The 17,613-nt window shown below is 65.2% G+C and carries 8 protein-coding genes and 1 tRNA gene; 4 read left to right on the top strand and 5 right to left on the bottom strand.

Annotated features, from left to right (window positions below):
- The first annotated feature begins 73 nt into the window (after positions 1 to 73).
- The 4 genes from IG178_RS14640 to IG178_RS14625 all read left to right on the top strand — a co-directional run bounded on the left by IG178_RS14640 (position 74) and on the right by IG178_RS14625 (position 8,144).
- Positions 74 to 158: transfer RNA gene (locus IG178_RS14640), tRNA-Leu, on the top strand.
- Between the two features lie 1,750 nt (positions 159 to 1,908).
- Positions 1,909 to 5,301 carry an autotransporter-associated beta strand repeat-containing protein gene (locus IG178_RS14635; protein WP_193213311.1) on the top strand — a complete coding sequence of 1,131 codons (3,393 nt, stop codon included), beginning with the start codon at positions 1,909 to 1,911 and terminating at the stop codon, positions 5,299 to 5,301.
- A gap of 330 nt (positions 5,302 to 5,631) precedes the next feature.
- Positions 5,632 to 7,344 carry a cation:proton antiporter domain-containing protein gene (locus tag IG178_RS26220; RefSeq protein WP_193213310.1) on the top strand — a complete coding sequence of 571 codons (1,713 nt, stop codon included), beginning with the start codon at positions 5,632 to 5,634 and terminating at the stop codon, positions 7,342 to 7,344.
- Positions 7,345 to 7,424: 80 nt separating this feature from the next.
- Entirely contained in the window at positions 7,425 to 8,144 is a 720-nt protein-coding gene (locus tag IG178_RS14625; protein WP_193213309.1) for a metallophosphoesterase family protein, read from the top strand.
- Here IG178_RS14625 and IG178_RS14620 read toward each other — a convergent pair.
- The 5 genes from IG178_RS14620 to IG178_RS14600 all read right to left on the bottom strand — a co-directional run bounded on the left by IG178_RS14620 (position 8,141) and on the right by IG178_RS14600 (position 17,551).
- Complete coding sequence (locus IG178_RS14620; protein WP_193213308.1) at positions 8,141 to 8,596, bottom strand: Crp/Fnr family transcriptional regulator; 456 nt, start codon at positions 8,594 to 8,596, stop codon at positions 8,141 to 8,143. The two genes, IG178_RS14625 and IG178_RS14620, sit on opposite strands and share 4 nt — an antisense overlap.
- Before the next feature lie 67 nt (positions 8,597 to 8,663).
- Complete coding sequence (locus IG178_RS14615; RefSeq protein ID WP_193213307.1) at positions 8,664 to 9,020, bottom strand: DUF3307 domain-containing protein; 357 nt, start codon at positions 9,018 to 9,020, stop codon at positions 8,664 to 8,666.
- Positions 9,017 to 9,505, bottom strand: coding sequence for a Crp/Fnr family transcriptional regulator (locus tag IG178_RS14610; RefSeq protein WP_193213306.1), 489 nt, complete (start codon positions 9,503 to 9,505; stop codon positions 9,017 to 9,019). Before IG178_RS14610 ends, IG178_RS14615 begins: the two co-directional genes overlap by 4 nt.
- Before the next feature lie 77 nt (positions 9,506 to 9,582).
- The gene (gene glsA, locus IG178_RS14605) at positions 9,583 to 11,397 is read right to left on the bottom strand and encodes a glutaminase A (RefSeq protein ID WP_193213305.1); all 1,815 of its coding nucleotides are present in this window, start codon (positions 11,395 to 11,397) and stop codon (positions 9,583 to 9,585) included.
- 85 nt (positions 11,398 to 11,482) lie between these two features.
- Positions 11,483 to 17,551 (bottom strand): putative Ig domain-containing protein, encoded by a 6,069-nt coding sequence (locus IG178_RS14600; RefSeq protein WP_226895457.1) that lies wholly within the window; start codon positions 17,549 to 17,551, stop codon positions 11,483 to 11,485.
- Between the last annotated feature and the right edge of the window lie 62 nt (positions 17,552 to 17,613).

Genomic DNA, 17,613 nt, shown 5'->3' with positions numbered 1-17,613 from the left:
CCGATTTGAGCAAAGATTCTCTTGCCAACCCGTCCCCTCCCCCATAAATCCGCGGCCCACCAATGACCAACGTGCTCGGGTGGCGGAATTGGTAGACGCGCTAGACTAAGGATCTAGTGGAGCAATCCGTGGGGGTTCGAGTCCCCCCTCGAGCACCATCCCTTTCACGATCAACCCCAACGGTTCTCCCCGCTGGGGTTTTTCTTTTCCAAGGAGAACCTGGCGGACGAGAACTCCTGTCGAGCGAAGCGAGACTGCCTCTGGGGGGGGCGAATGCATAGGGAGCGTTCGCGACCGCCCCCCCCTTGGCCGAGGGCCACAAATCTGCATGGACGGAGCGCGGCGAGTTGTTGGGATTGTCGACGCTTAACAGCCGCCCCGTTGGGCGCCGTGCTGGCGGTTTGCCCCGCCTCCATTTCCCCGGCGCGCGGCCTTGTGTTCGCGCGTTATCGCTGAGACGTTGATATGGCTGATGGGTTGTCAAGTGGTTCACTGCCTCCAATAGGACTCGGTAGCGCCGCCTCAAGTCACTGGCGCCGCCCGCCCTCAAACGTTATGCAGAGATTAGAATGATAGTCACCTCCATCGTCTACGAACCATGGGAGAGCATCTACATGTGGTTCATGGCTCCAGGCTTTCTCACATGGATTGCTGCTACGATCTGGTGGTCGAAGAGGAAGTCACTATGGAGTCCAGTGATTATCCAAGGCATTGGAACTTTCGAGGTCGCCTTTGGGGGAGTCGCCGCATATTTGGCTGGAATCGCATCAAGTGGGGCTGCGGTTGCCTTCAGCGGATCATGGGACCCATCATTAGAAGCAGCTGATCGCGCCTTTTTTAGTGAAGTCGCGCTAATTGCATGGGCGGTTCACTGGATCTTACTGTTGGGCACTTTGATCACTATGGTCGCGACTATTAGAAGTAGAATGAAGAGTGCACAAGGCGCTGCTGGCGACGGTCACGAGCCACCCCATTGATTTCGTGCCCGCTTCCGCCGCGGATGCGCCCTAGCGCTCGCTCAAGAAGTACCTTCAGACCTGCAATGATCGCGAAACTACAGCCAGCACTCTTCTCGGCACTCTACGGCGTCGCTGGAGTGATCAATGCCGCACTAGTAGCAGGTGGCCTTCAGGCTTTGGTAGCCGCTGCTGGGATTTCCTGGCTTGGTAGGAATGGATGCTTCCTAGTTGCTATGATCGAGACGGTCGGCTTCGCGATTGTGAGCTCTGATTACCTCCTCAGGCGAACGCGTGCTGATCAGATGGATCGGAAGAACCCGGGCTAATCGGAACACCAGATCTGGCGCACTTGAATCCTGAATCGAAGCCGAATCGGCTTCCGTGGATTGGTTGCCCCCCAGCCCATCATTCCTTCTAGACCTTCCCCCGTACCGTCAGACCGACCTTCCGGTAGCCCTTGAGGATCCCGTCGCTTCCGGGTCGCCACCGCTCCATCGGCCGTCTTCAGGGCCACGGTGGTCTGATTGCGCACCAGCTTCCTCCACTTGTCGAGAGTCACGCGAAGCCTCCAGTACCGCTCGCTCTTGTCCCGGCCCAGGTGGTGAAAGTCGCTCCATCTCACGGCAACTGCGCTCGGAGTGCCCGGCGGTTGCCAGAGCACCAAGCGCCACCGACGGCGTTTCATGATCCGGAACGCGCACACCACGCAGCCAGTTCTCCACCGTTTTCGGTGGCCGGTGAGAGCACGGCGAAGGCCCCGCGCGCCACTCCCGGCGGCGTCCGGGAGACGCCACCCGGAAGGGATTCGCACTCCCCCAAATGTGCTAGATCGTCCGTTTTCCCGGGGAAATCCCGTCTAGTGGGCTATAGTCGCGGACCGCAGTCCCGAAACCCAACCCACGAAGCCTGCGACACGGGCATGCCCCGCATGCGGGATTCGTTCAGCTTCATGAGCCGCATTCCCACCCTGAATCGACCAGAGCCCATTTCCCGGCCCGCGGTTCTGGCAGGCATCCTTGCTTGCCTGACGGCTCCTCCTCTTTGCCACGCCCAGCTCCCCGCGGGAAACTGGCAGTATTCCTGGGGAGACGACTTCTCGGGCACCACGGTCAACACCAGCAAGTGGGACATTGCTTCACCCGCCTGGACCATGCCCAACAGCCTTTCGACCGCTTCGGCAAGCAAGGTGCGGCTGGAGAACGGTGCCCTGGTCCTCGATGCCACGCGCACCGCCACGAGCGGAAACCCTCAATTCTCGTCGGGTTCGGTTTCCACCTACTCCAAACCGAAATTCACCGGATCCTACATCGAAGCCCGCATCTGGCTCCCCAACACGCCCGGCTCCTGGCCGGCCTTCTGGGGCCTTTACGACGGTTGGCCGCCGGAAATGGATATCATGGAGTATCCCGTCGATACCGCGGCGGGCAGCGGCTACGCGCTGGACCAGTACCACACCGCCTTCCACTACACGAACCCCAGCGGCAGCGCCGCCGCCGGCGCCGGCCAGGTGAATCCCGGCGGCATCGGTGACCTCAGCGGCGCGTGGCACACGTTCGGTGCCAACTGGGTCCAGAACAACTCGGTGACCTTCTACTTCGACGGCCAGCAGGTCAGCTCGTTCAACAACCCGACCGAAGTCGCGGAAATGGCGAACATGTACCTGATCCTCGACTACGCGGTCGGCGGTTGGCCGGGCACTCCCAATACGACCGAATGGCCGCTCGGCTTCACCGCCCAGACCAAGGTCGACTGGGTCCGCGTGTGGAAATCCGCGACCGCCAGCTCCACCACCTGGACCGATGCCAGCGGCGTCAGCACCGACTGGAAGGCTTGGGAAAACGGCGGTTCATGGAACAACGGAGCGCCCAACCTCGGCGGTGTGACCGCCAACTTCGGCACCCTCAGCGGCATTTCGGAGCGGTTGATCGACATCATTGCAGGCGGCAATGGCCCGCGCACCGCGAGCATCATCCATCTCGACGGCAGCACCCGCTACAAGATCGGTTGGCCGACCGACCGGCTGGTGCTGGGCTGCGGCAACGGCGGCGCCATCCAGCCCGCCATCAACGTGGCCGCCACCACGACCACCGATCACGAATTCTGGACCGGGCTCGAGTGGGCGGGAACGCTCAACATCAACAATAGCTCCGCCCATCCCCTGCTCCTGACCGGCCCGGTCGCGGGTGGCGACAGCATCACCATTGACGGTCCCGGTGCCGTTGTTTTCGAGAACAACGGCAATTCCTACAACGGCACGATCATCGACTCCGGAGCGGCGGGCCCCGGCATCGCGCGCGCCCGCAGTCAGAACGCGCTCGGGTTCGGGCCGGTCGTGATTGGCGAGCAGGGCAACGCCACCACCGCACGGCTTGAACTCGAAAACGGAGCCACTCTCCCCAACGCGATCTTCCTGAACGGCCGCAACAACGACTCCGCCGGCATCGTCAACAACAGCGGCACCAACACGCTCACGGGCATTGTCAGTTCCCAGGTCGGCGGTGACCGCTATTGGCTCCAATCCGACGCCGGCATGCTCACGCTGACCGGCGGAACGGGCTTCGGCAGCGGCGGGCCCGCCATTCGTAGCAACGCAGGGGGGACACGCACCTTCACCCTCAGGGGCAACGGCGATGGCAAGGTGAACGGCACTATTGAAAACGGCAGCGCCGCCACCGTGAACCTCGTGAAGGCCGGCAATGGAACGTGGACACTGGGAGCCCCGAACACCTACTCCGGCACGACCACCCTCTCCGCCGGCACGCTGGTGGTGGATGGGACCACCGGCAGCGGGGCCATGACCCTGTCGAGCAACACCACCCTTGGCGGCGGCGGAACCATCAATGGCAACCTGACCGCGCCGTCCAACTCCACGGTCCGTGTCGGCGACAGCGGCTTCCCGCTCGTCTCGGCCACGACGTTTTTCCCGATCGATGATTTCAACAACTACCCGGCCGGCTCCACGACCGCGGCCACCGGTGGCGTGTGGAACGGCGAGTTCGTCGGCACCGGCAACTCGAACATCGTGGCCAGCGACTCGGGTCTGGCGCTCGAAACCAAGGGCGGGGCCGCCTGGCGCGGGGGTGAAGCGGATCTCACCCGGTGGAATGCGGGAATCGACGTGGACAAGACCGCGACCGTCTTCTTCCGGATGAAAGCCGTCGGCACCGGGTTTTACGACATCATGACGGGCCTCAGCCCGGACGTGAGCAACATCGACACGGTCAACGCATGGCAGGATTTCGCGGTGATGCCCTTTGTCAATGGCGCCGCCGGCAGCAGCCTCGCCTACAAAATGGGCGATGCCGGGCTCCCCGGCGACGTCATCTTCAACATGAGCACGAACGTTTGGTACAACGTCTGGCTGGTGGTGAACAACGACGCCGAAACCTACAGCGTGTATTGGTCGACCGGCACCAACCACGGGACCTTCGGAGGCACGGCCACGATCTACCGCAATGGCTTCACCCATACCGCCCTCGACGCGCTCGCCTTCATGGCCGCCGGTGATTCCTCCACTTCGCTCCAGGTCGACGACATCTACATCGCCGCCGGATCGGCCACTCACAATCCCTTGAACTCGCCGAGCGCGCCGCCGGTGCCGCTGGCGAAAACCTTGAATGTCGGAGGCAGCTTCACCCTTGCCTCCGGGTCCACCCTCGAACTCGACGTGTCCACCGGCGCATTCCACGACAAGCTCGTGGTTGGGGGCGCATTCAACGCCAGTGGAACGCTCAAGGTCACGCTCGATCCCGCGCAACCCGCTCCCGTCTTGGGTGACAGCTTCGATCTCTTCGATTCCGCGGGCGGCACGATCGCTTTCGCCAGCTACAACCTGCCGGCACTTGCCCCGGGGCTGAAGTGGGACACCAGCGCGATTTCCACCGGCGTTCTCAGCGTGGTGACCGATCACACCCAGTACGCCGGGTGGGCCCTCGACCAAGGGTTTGAACCCGGCGAGAACGGTCCGGACTTCGACATTGAACCGGACGGAGTGAGCAACGCACTTGAATGGCTGCTGAATGGCAACCCGACTGCCGCGGATCCCGGAAAGCTACCCCAAGGCCAGCGCCAGACGGTCACTGGCACCGAGTGGTTGGGCGCGAACCCGGCGAAACAGTACCTCAGCCTGACCGCCACCGTACGGAAGAATATCACCGGTTGGACGCTCGCCGCCCAAGCCGCCAGCTCGCCCGACCTGCTCGATGCGCCCGGATCGTCCGACAGCATCTACACGAGACAGCTCAACAACCTGGGCGATTTCGAAGAGCGCGAGTGGATCTACAAGCTGCCCATGGAGGACTTGGATACCGGATTCATGCGCTTGAAATTGACCGAGGATTGAACGTCCAACCGGCACACTCCGACGCAAGCGAGAGGGAGACTTCCGATGCTGCCGCCTGCAAGCCGCTCCGGTCGGGAACGGCGCACAACCCGAATCTGGATTGGCACTCAGAATCGAGGCACGATTCCCTTCCTACTGTCTCAGGCATATCCGGAATGGAGGCTTTGCGTGCGGGACAAAGCTGGGAGCAGAAGTGGCATCGCGGCGTTGTTAGAGCGCGCCATTCTCCTTCTCCCGCATACACCATCGCCGCCATGACGGGACCGACGGACGCGAGCTCGATGTTTTGCCGCATCGACGCCGGCATCCGAGGTGCTAGCGTGCTCGACTGTGGACCACGGAATCGTCCAGGACATCGCCTGGTGCATCATCGCGGCTTGGATCGCCGGGGTGTTCTGCCGCGTGGTCCGGCAGCCCCTGCTGATCGCCTACCTGGTGGCCGGATTCGCGATCGGGCCGCACGGCCTGAAGTTCATCACCAATCCGGAGTCGATCCGCACGATGTCGGAAATCGGCCTGGCCCTGCTGCTGTTCATGATCGGGCTGGAGATGGACCTGAAGAGAATGCTCGGCTCGGGCCGGGCGATCACGATCACCGCCGCGGTCCAGATTTCCGGGGGCATCGCGCTGTGCTGGCTGCTCTCCGCCGCCTTCGCCCCGGTGATGGACCGGCTGGAGGCCTTCTACCTGGCGGTGGCGGCCGCGATGAGCAGCACGGTGATCATCATCAAGCTGCTCCACGACAAGCGCGAGCTGGAGACCCTCGCCGGCCGCATCACGGTCGGGATCCTGGTGATGCAGGACATCTTCGTCATCCTCTTCCTCGCCATCCAGCCCAGCTTGCGCGACCCGGCGCTGGCCCCGCTTGCCATCGCCCTCGGCAAGGTGCTGCTGCTGGTCGGGGCGGCGTATGTTGTCAGCCGCTTCGTCCTGCCTCCGGTTTTCAAGCTGGTGGCCAGCCAACCGGAACTGGTGCTGGTCGGCGCGCTGTCGTGGTGCTTCGCCATGGCAGGCTTCGCCGGATCCCTGGGACTCTCGCGGGAAATGGGCGCCCTGATCGCCGGGGTCCTGCTCTCGACCTTCCCCTACACCCTCGACGTGGTGGCGAAGGTTACCAACATCCGCGACTTTTTCGTCACGCTGTTCTTCGTCTCGCTCGGCATGATCATCCCGGCGCCGACCTGGGACTACCTGATCTGGTCGCTGGCCTTCAGTGCGGTGCTGGTGGTCACCCGCTTCGCCACCGTGTTTCCGACGCTTTTCCGGATGGGAATGGGCCACCGGATGAGCTTGGTGCCGGCGATCAACCTGAGCCAGCTGAGCGAACTGTCGCTGGTGCTGCTCGCGATCGGCAAGGCCGCCGGCGATGTTTCCGACGAGACCATCAGCATCACCGCCTTCGCCTTCGCCTTCCTCGCGGTGGGCTCCACCTATGCGATCCTAAGAAACGACACGCTGGTCCGCCGCTTCTCGCCCTGGTTGCGGAAGCTCGGCTTCCCCGACCAACCCCGGGGAGACCAGGACGCGGGAATGGGTGAAAAGTCCCCGACGGTGTTCCTGCTGGGCTTTTCCTGGACCGCGAGCTCGCTGCTGGAAGAGCTCTCCCGCCGCAAGCCCGCGCTGCTGCCTCGCCTCAAGGTCATCGACTTCAACCCCGAGACCCACCACAAGCTCCGCGAGCGCGGCGTGCCGGTCGTCTACGGCGACATCAGCCAGCGCGACGTCCTCGAACACGCGGGGATCGGCGACGCCGAGGTGATCATTTGTTCGTTGCCGGACAGCATCCTGCGCGGCGCCAGCAACCAGCGGATGCTGCGGCAACTGCGCGCCCTCAACCAGGACGCGGAAATCATCGTGCATGCTGAACGGATCACCGACGTTCACGAGCTCTACGCCGCCGGGGCGAGCTTCGTGGTGATCCCGCGTTTGCTCGAGTCCGGCGACCTGATGGGATTGCTCGACGCGGTGGAGAACCAGCTGGTCGCGGAGTTCCGCAGCAAACAGCAGGCGCGACTGGCGGGCCGGGACGAAATCGTTCCATGACCGCCACGCCGCGACGACCCATCGCGGGGACATGAAGAGAGATGGACCTGCAGCGCGATCTGCCGTTGGATGTTCTTCCCATGAAGCTGCTGTTCGCCGCCGACTTGCACTACGCGCTCAAGCAATTCGACTGGCTCGCCGCCCGGGCCGGCGAGTGCGACGCGCTGGTCATCGGCGGTGACCTGCTGGATCTCGCCGGCCGGCTGGAGATCGACGTCCAGGCCGTGGTGGTGGAGAAATACCTGCATCGCCTCAGCAAGCAGACGCGGGTGATCGTCAGCTCCGGCAATCACGACGGCGACCATCGCGACGCGACGGGCGAATCCCGCGCCCGCTGGCTCCGCGAGATGAAGGGCGAGCGACTCCACGTCGACGGCGAGTCGCTCGACGTCGAGGGCATGCGCATCACGGTGTGCCCGTGGTGGGATGGTCCCGTCTCCCGCGCCGAGGTCGAACAGCAACTCATCGCCGCCCAACCACCTCCCGGCGTCCCGTGGATCTGGGTTTACCACGCGGCGCCGGAGGGCCCGCTGAGCTGGACCGGCCGCGAGTTCGCCGGCGACTCGACGTTGTCCGGCTGGATCGAACGCTTCTCACCCCACATCGTCCTGTCGGGCCACATCCACAACGCCCCTTTCTACGCCCAGGGCTCCTGGATCGACCGCCTCGGACAAACCTGGGCCTTCAATCCCGGCCGGCAAATCGGCGGCTGCCCGTCGGTGTTGCTGTTCGACCTCGAACGGCAGGAAGTCAGCTGGCATTCCGACGATGGCGTCGAAGCCCGCACCCTGACCGGCTAGGATTTTCCGGTGGGTTTCTTCTGCCGGTGCATCAGGGTGCTCAGGACATCGTCGACCATGCCCAGGTGATCGTGTCCCTCGTACTGGTGTTTCACATCCACCAGGTAGCGGTTGAGGGTGTCGATGCGGTGAGCCAGCAGCTCGGCGACATGCAGGCTCGCGGCCGGGGATGAAGCCAGGAATTCCCGGGGCTCGGGAATGGAAGCGAAGCGCGACGGCACCAAGGTGCGGACGCTGGCGGTGCATGGTCCGCCCAGCAGCAATGACATTTCCCCGAAAACAGACCCTACTTCAGCGGTCCGCGCCACCCGGACATCGTCCCGCATCACCTCGACCTCCCCGCCGAGCAGGACGTAGAGGATTTCGCAGGGCTGGTCCTGTTCCAGGATCACCTCTCCTGCCGCGAGGTCGAGGGTCGGATGATGGGACACGGCGTCGAGAAATGGATTCATGGCATGAAACGCTTTAACGGTTCCCGGACCCGCTCAATGGAGCAGATACGGGGCCAGCCGGGGCTCGTCACGGTCGGATGATTCCCGCCGCAAGGATCGCCACGTAGGCCGCCTTGCATCCGAGGTGGAGCAACTGGTCGGCCGCGTAGCCGTACTTCCCCTCGCCCTTGCCGAGGTCGATGAGCCAGTGCAAGACCAGCTCGACCGCGCCGAGGACCACGCTGCCGGAAACCAGCCACACCCCGCCGGCATGAATCAGCGAGTGGGCGGTCAGGGCGATGAACCACTGCAGCGAACTGCCGGCGTGCTTCCGCTGCTTCTCCCGCGCCAGATAGTCACCCTGCAGCGGGAAGTCCGCCATGGCATGCGCGATGGCGAAGGCAAAGAACAGGGCGAGCGGACCACTCTGGAGGAGAATGGTCACGCGCGGGGTTTCCAGAAACTGTGGAGGGCCGACTTCTCTTCGGATTCCGCGAGCTTGGCGTTCATCGCGCGGATCCGGTGACCGGTGGAACGCAGCAAGCCTTTCATCAGGGAAACCCCCGCAACGGGATCCCCGTCGAAGAGCCCTTCGAGTTCCTCGGCCGAGATTTTCCAAATGAGGCACTCGCTGCGCGCGATCACCGAGGCGCTGGCCTTGTCCGGATCGAAGATATTGATCTCGCCGAGGGAATCCCCTGATCCCAACGCGGCGATCAAGAGGTTGCGTCCGCCGGCGCCCGCGACCACGTGCAGCAATCCGGACAGCACCAGGTAGAGATTTTTTTGCGAATCCCCCTCATCGATCAGCACGTCACCCGCGCGGGGTCGCACGAAGGACCCGAACGAGGCGAGGAAGGCCCGGTGCGAAACATCCATGTCGGCAAGAAAGCCGATGGCCGGCAACTCAGGTAGGGGAGAGGAGTTCATAATGGAGTCACCGTTAACATGGCGACCCGAACCGCCGCCTGCTAGCAGGAAATCACTCGTGGCGCGGTTCGGTCGCTTCAGCTCCGCAGCGCCGAGATCTCAACGTTCGCCTGGCGGAGGCGATCGCAGACCTGGAGCGCGATTTCATTCAGGATTTTCACTTTCAAATTCGGATGCTGCCGGCCGACCTCGTCGAACAGGGCGCGCCCGATGACCCGGCAGGTCACCGGGGAAATGGCAACGACGTCGGCGGACCGGGGTGAGCCGTCCAGGAACGCCAGCTCGCCGAAACTCATGCCGGAGGAAAAGACGTCGAGCCGCTGGTAGCGGTTGTTGCCCAGGAGCAGTCGGACCTCCGCGCAGCCGTCGGTGAGGAGGAAAAGTTCGTCCGCCCGCCCGCCGGTCTGGATGATCGTCTCCCCGGCGCCGAAGCTCCGGGTCTCCATCTGGTCCTCGAGAAGCTGGAGCTCATCCTCATCGCAGCCGGAAAGCAACGCGCAGCCCGATAGCGGCACCGGCGGCGCTTGCGGGATATGGTCCGGCATCACCCGCGCCAGGAGAGCGTCCTCGCAGGCCTCGAGCGCCGCATCCTCGTTGGCGAACAGGGCATCGTCGCCGAGTCCCGCCTCCGACAGCGCCTGGCCGTGGCGACCGGCGTGGCAACAGGTGAGGCGCACCCCCACGGCGTGCAACTGCTCCCACACCTGATGCAGCATGCGCAGGGAGACGGCATCGACCGAGAAGACGTTGCTGAAGTTCAGGATGATGTGCTGGCAATAGGCGGCCTGCTTCACCAGCTCGCGGATCACCGGTTCGAAGGTTGAGAACAACAAGGGACCCTGAAGTTCCAGCACCCGGATGCGGTCGCCGTAACGCCGCAGCTCGCGGAAGATCGCGGGCGGCAGGCGGCGCCGCGAGTTGACCTGCGACGCATTGTAACTGCGGCGAAGCGCCGGTTGCGGGACCGCGCTGGGGTTGAACATGTGCAGCGACAACTCGCGGGCGAGGTCCATGCACACCTTGATGCCGCGCGCACTGTTGCCCTGTTCATCGAGCGGCGGGGAAAACACGCCGATCCCGAGCTGCCCGGGCAACACGGCAAGAATCCCCCCGCCCACGCCGCTCTTCGCCGGCAGGCCGACCCGATAGATCCACTCACCGGACCAATCATACATCCCGCAGCTCGCCATCACCCCGAGCACGTTGTCGACATACTCGTGGGCAATCGCCCGTTCCCCGGAGATCGGGTTGAATCCCTGGTTCGCGAGGGTCGCCCCCATCACCGCAAGGTCGGTGCAGGTGACCTTGAGCGCGCATTGCTGGAAGTAGGTCTCGAGGATGTCGCGCGGTTCCTCCTGTATGATGTCGAAGTTCCGCAGCATCCAGCCGATCGCCCGGTTGCGGTGGCCGGTCTGGCTCTCCGACCGGTAGACTTCCTGGTCGATGTCGAGCTGGCCGACCGCGCATTGAGACAGGTAGTCGCGGATCCGCTCGATGCGGCTCTTCCCGTCCTTCGCCAGGATCTGCCCGCAGGTCGCGATCGCCCCGGCATTGATCATCGGATTGAACGGGGCACCGCTTTGGGGCTTCAGGCTGATCGCATTGAATGCTTCACCCGACGGCTCGACGCCGATCTTCGACAGCACGTGCTCCTCGCCCCGGTCTTCCAACGCCAGGCCATACGCAAGGGCCTTCGAAATCGACTGGATGGTGAACTTGTGGCGGGTGTCACCAACCTCATAGAGGTTGCCGTCGCGGGTCGCGATGCAGATTCCGAAGAGGTTGGGATCCGCCTTCGCGAGCTCCGGAATGTAGTCCGCTACCTTTCCATCCTTGAGTGATGCATATCGTTCGTAAAGGGTGTGGAGAACTTGGGTTACGGGAGATTTCATGCTGCAAGCGCCTGACAGAGAGCAGCTCGGATACCCAATGCCCACCACTCCGGAAAATTGTCTGGCATCGCCCGTGGAAATCCCGTCATGGCGAATCCACCGTCACCGTCACCCGATAAAATCCCTCCGTCGCCACGGCGGCGGGGTCCGTCAAAACAAGGGCCTCATCCGCGGCCAGAGGTCCCGCGGTCGCGACATCCACCCAATCCCCGGAACCAAGATCCGCCCGGAACTGGAGCGCGTAGAGCCGGCCGGTCCTGCCCGGCACCACCGCCGAAAACTCCGTCTCGCTCCGCCCCGTCGATAGCACCCGGAAGAAGTCGCGCGGGTCCATGGGATCGGTTCCCGCCGAATACTCGTCGACGTTCAGCTGGCCGTCGCCATCGGGATCCTCGCCGTCGGCAGCCGAGCCGGTGTTGGCGGTCGTCGCGAAGTTGGCGTCACGCCACGCGGCCAGCCCCGACAACTCGGGCAGATAGGTGACGGTGACCGTGGTCAGATTGCCGGACAATACCGCCGTGATCTGGTCGGCCGGCACCTGGAAACCAGCCACCGGCCTGAATTGAACGACGTAGTCCCCCGGACTCAGGTTGTTCTTACGAGCCCCGGAGAGGACGTAGCTCGCCTCTGATCCCAGCTTCCAGAGCGCCCCGGCGGCGATCGCCTCCGCCGGCTCGATGAGCACGGTGAGCGAACCCTTGGTCGAGGTGGTGGAAATCGCGGTGTAACTGGTCTGCGAGATCCCTCCCGAGGTATTGTTGTCGCCCGTGTTGGCGGTGATCTCGGCGCGGTTGAAGAGATCGATCACTCCTCCGTCGATCGCCCGGTAGAGGTTCTCCGAGCTCGATCCGCCCAGATAGATCGCGGCCGGATAGTAACTGCCGCCGTCCCGTTGGATCGCCAGCGGACCGCCCTGCATCCCGTTCAAGCCTTTGACCGCCGGGGTGCCGAACACCGTCGACGAAACCGGCGTGAAGGTCCCGGTCGCCGGCCGCGACGCCTGCATCCGGCCGAAGTTCGAGGTCGAGTTGCCCCCTTCCACGGGAAAGCCGGTCAGGATCTTCAGCGCATCCTCATCGAGCAGCGGCGAACCGCCGGAATCCGATGCCAGGAACCCGGAATAGCCGCCGCGGCCGGCATCGCCGAGGAAGTAGATGGCGGCGGCGTTTCTTCCTTGGGCGGCAATCGACGGTTCACCCGGCGTGTCCTCCGACTGGCGGAAGGCCGCATAGTCGTCGAAGGCATAGAAACCGCGCGGGACCTTCGGCTTGTCCTCGTGGACTTCCCGGTCGCGCTGGAACACCCACTGCATCCCGGGAATCTGCGCCAGCGTCACCTCGTCGAACACCGCCTGCGCGGTGGTGGCGACGACCCGCGGTTTGACGACGAAGCCGCTTTGGGCTCCCGCGTCGGAGCGGAGCTGGCCGACGTAGGCGTAGGGCAGGTTGCGCGGGGTCGAGATCGTCTCGTAGGACAGGATGCGGATCGAGCTCGACGGCGCGGCCAGTTCGGGACGGTAGGCAAAGCTGGCGGTCCGGACCTCCCCCCGCGCGACCACGAGGGTCGCCGGCCCCGGGGCAGCCAAGCCCTGGACCGGCTTGAACTCGACCAGATAGCTGCCCGGCATCAATCCGGTGGCGGCGTCGCCCGAGTCATACCACTGGGAGTTCGCCGCGGCGGCCACGCGCCACTGCACCTTGTAGGAAGTCGGCTTGGCCACCACCCGGCTCTCCGGTTCCAGGAAAATCCGCAACGAGGCATCCGCGACCGACGCCGACTGGAAGTACTCGCGCTCCAGCACCAGTCTCGGCGCACCGCTGATCACGCCGACCAGCTCCCTTGCCGGCTGGTGGTAGCCGGCGACCGGCTGGAACTCGATCTCACGGTCGCCGGTGGTCATGCCGGTGGCCGCCGTCCCGGAATTGCGCCAGACGTTGTCGCCGACAAAGCGCCACTTGCCGACGCCGGGCGGCAACAGGTCGACCTGCACTTCTCCCAGGTATTCTTCCGCGTCGAGCTCGCGCGGGAACTTCTGGAACAAGCCGACGAGGGCATCGCTCTCGAAGGTCCTCACCTCACCGGTCCCGGTCGATGCTGGATCGTCGGTCCGCGCGGCGAAGGCGCGGTAATAATAGGTCACGCCACCCTGCAGCCCGCTGATGTCCGCCTTCACCGGAACCTCGGCGTCACCTCCGACCGAGCCGCCGGCAGCGGCGATCCGGTGAGGGAAGTTCACCCCGTCCGTCCCGTATTCGAAGAACACGTCGACCGTCGCGCCCCGCGCCCGCACCGCACCGGTGACCCGGACGCTGTCGACCGTCAGCGGGCTCGCCGGACCGGTGATCGCCTGCGGGGCAAGGAAACCGGTCTCGAAGGTACGATCTTCCCCGTAGGCGCTTCCAAGGCTGTTGGTCGCCACCAGCCGGCAATGGTAGACGGTCCCCGGCAGCAGCGCGTCCACGGCCTGGATCACGGTGGCAGGATCGGTCCCGTTGCCGATGCCCCGGCCCGGCGTGGACCGCCCGTATGCCGTCGTCGGCCCGTATTCGAAGTGGACGAAGGTCGTGCCACCCTGCGGGTTGGCACTGCCCTGGAAAACGGCCGAGGTGGATGCAACGTCGAGCGCATCGAGGGTGCTCGCCTCCGGCAGCGCGAGCGGCCCTCCGGCGCCGCCGTTGGCCTCGCCCGGGACGAACAACACGTCCTCGCCAAAAGTCATCCCGGCGGAACTCTCACCCACCAGCCGGTAGTGATACGCCTGTCCGGGCACGAGGCCCTCGAGCACGTACTCGATGTCGATCACGTTGGTCACCCCGGGCACCAGCTGCACCGGGGTGGTCGTCCCGTAGGCCGTGGTTTCGCCGTATTCAAAGTGGACCGCGGTCGCGGTGCCGTTCGGATCGACCGCGCCAATCAGCTTCACATGGCTCGCGTCGATGTCGCTCGCCTGGCCGGTCGCAACCAGCGGAGGCGCGGACGAGGTCGAGAACGTCATGTCGCTGCCGAAGATCGTGCCCGCGCCGGTGGTCAGACCAACCCGGTAGTGATACGTCTGGTCGGGGGCCAGTCCCGCGAGCGCGGCCGTGACCGGAATACCGGATCCCCCCGACAATTCCTGACCTTGGGTTGCACTCCCGTAGGTGGTGGTCGCGCCGTATTGGAAGAACACCGTGCCCGCGCCGTTCGGCGAAGCCGTTCCCTGCAGGTTGGCGGAGGCATCGGTCACCTCGGTGGCCGCGCCCGTGGTCACCGACGGCGGCAAGGCCCGGGTCACCGAGAGCGAGTAGTTTTTCACCGTGGTGCCATCACCCGCGGTCACCTCGATGTTGATCAGGTTCGACCCGACCGCCAACTCGACCGGCTCACTGGCGCCGTCGACCGGCACCAGCAGGCCGGCAACCCGGACCGTGGACTGGGTGACCTCCACGACAGGCGTCACCTGGATCGCCGAGACATCGTTCGGCACGGTCGTGAAGTACGCGGTGACGCCGAGGTTAAAGGCGGGCGTCACCTGCCCGTCGCTGGTGTAGAGGCCGATCAGGTTGGCATTGGAGGAGGGCAGGATGGTGATCACCGTGGCGATGCTGTCCGCGCTGCCGCTGATGCTGGAAGCCCGCGCCCAGTAGCTGGTGGGAGCCGTCAGGATCGGGGTTGTGAAGACCGCAGCCGTGGCTCCCGGAACAGGTGCGTCGGTGTTTCCGGCCGGGCCCTCATACCACTGGAAATCGGGCTGAGGCAGGCCGCTGGCGGCAACCGCCAGGGTGGTGGTGGTTCCATACTGGATGCTGCGCGCCACCACCGGTTGAAGCGTGATCACCGGCGGGATTCCGGTGACGGTGAGCACCAGGGTTGCCGGCGAGGTGGCCCCGCGGGTGGTCACCGTTACCGGGATCTCGTAAACGCCGGGGATCTGCGGAATCCCGGAAATCACCCCGGTGGACGGATTGAGGGACAGCCCCGTCGGCAGACCGCTTGCCGTCCAGCTGAGGCCACCACCGCTTTCGCTGGAAGCGATCGCATAACTCATCGCCACAAGATAGGGGACGGTCAGCGCTTGGTTCGAGATCACCGGCAGCACGGTGATGACCAGCTGCCGGCTGGCCGCACCGCCGGAGTTGCTGGCACCGACGTCGACCGGGAACACACCGGCCTCATTCGGGGTGCCCGAGATCAAACCGGTCACCGGATTGAAGGTCATGCCAAGCGGCAGCAGCCCCCGCAGCGTGAAGAGTTCCGGGGCGTTGTCGGCGGTGATCTGGTAGGACAGCGGTTCGCCGCGGTTCCCGCCCACCGCGCCGGCCGAGGTGATCACCGGGGCCGCGACCACCGCCTCGTAGACGAAAGTCATCGTCGTCAACAACCCGGCTTCCAGCGTTACCGGCTGTGCCGTCGGCGGAACGAAGCCGACAAGGGTCGGGAAGCTGACCTGGTAGGCGTCCGGATCGAGGTCATCCAGTTGGCCGCCCGACGGCAAATAGGGCGATTGGTTGCTGATCCGCCAGCCCGCCCCGGCGGCGCGCGCCGCGGCGGGTTCGATGACCACCTTGAGGCCGCCAAGTTCCGCTGTCGGATAGGGTTCGGCCACCGTGCCGGCCTGCGAGCCACCGTTGACCCCGACGCCATCGCCCGAGCTGGCATCCGCAAGACCGATCAACTGCACCACCTCGCTGTCGATCGCCCGCACCACCGTCTGCCCGGTGCCGCCGAGGTAGATCGCCGCGGGGTAGTAGGCGCCGTTTTCCGCCAGCACGCAGAGCGGACCGCCGGATGCGCCGCCGCTCGCGCGGATGTCGGGTGTCGTGTAGGTCCGGCCGAAGGCCTTGGCGAAAGAGACGTTCATCGGCGGCGTCGCGTGCATCCGGTCGAGATCGGCCTCCGGGATCCCGTCGACCGGGTAGCCCGCCAGGGTCTTCATCGCATCCGACGCCAGGAACTCGTTGGTCGAGCTGTCGCTGGCGAGATAGCCGCTGAAGCCTCCGCGGCCGACGTCCTGGAGGAAAAACATCGTCGCCGCATCGAGGTTCTGCGACTCCGGGGTCGACACCCCCGGCGAATTGTCGGCCGCCCGTTGCGCCGCGTATCCGGTCATCAGGTAGTGGCCGCGCGGGACCATTGGCACCGGGTCATGCACGTTGCGGTCGCGCTCGAACAACCACTGCTGTCCGGTCGCGATGGCCAGCGTGCCGTCGTCGAACACCGCGTGTCCGACCGTCGCGACCACCCGCGGCCGCACCGCGAAGCCGCTGCCCGAGCCCGCGTCGCTGCGGAGCTGGCCGACGAAGGCATTCGGCAGCGAGGTATCGCCTGAGACCGCCTCGAAGGCGATCATCGACGGCGGCACGCCCACCGGTTCCTCGGCGATGTAGTAGGTGATGGTGACGCTGGTGGTCTGGCCGCCGGTCACCGCGGCCGTCACCGGCGCAGGGGTGCTGCGTCCATCGACCGGCTTGCTGAGGATCACGTGGTTGCCCGCGACCAGCCCGTCGACGGTCGTCCCGCTTTCCTTCCAGTCCTCGTCTCCCTCGCCGTAGAATTTCCAGCGGGCCGGGGCGATGTCCTCCGTGAGGTCCTGGGGCTTGAGGATGACGGTCAGGCTGCCGTCACCGCCGGTGGCGGACGGCGTGTAGCTCCGCGATAGGTCGAGTGGCACCGCGGAGCTGGTGACCGCCACCGCTTCATTCGCCGGCTGCAGGTAACCGGGCACCGGTCGGAACTCGACCACCCGGTCGCCGGCGGTCAAGCCGGTGGCCGGGACCCCGGACCCGCGCCAGAACTGTTCGCCCGCGAAGCGCCACCCCGTGCCCATGTCGGGGGGACTCAGGGTGATGTTGACGCTGCCTTGGCGGCTCGCCTCCGGAACCCCCGGAGGAAACTGTTGGATCAAGCCCGAGAGCGATTCGACATCGAAGGTCTTGATCTCCCCGCTTCCGACCCCGTTCGGCCCGATCGCACGGACCCGGTAGAAATAGGTCACGCCCTGCGCGAGGTCCGTGAGCTCGCCGCTGACCTCGGTGACCAGGTCGCCGTCCACGCTTGCCGGCGCCGCCTGGACGCTGTCGAAGGTAATGCCGTCGGTGCCGTAGTCGATCCACACGTCGACGGTCGCGCCGCGGGCCCGCACCGAACCACCGACGCGCACGCTGGTGGTCGTCAATACCGTCGAATTCCCGGTCACCACGGTGGGCGGCGGCGAGGCGGTGGTGAAGGTGCCATCCT

Source organism: Neoluteolibacter marinus (assembly GCF_014904755.1).
Taxonomy (GTDB): domain Bacteria; phylum Verrucomicrobiota; class Verrucomicrobiia; order Verrucomicrobiales; family Akkermansiaceae; genus Haloferula; species Haloferula marina.
Note: the sequence above shows the minus strand (reverse complement) of the source record. Positions and strands in the feature narration are given on the sequence as shown.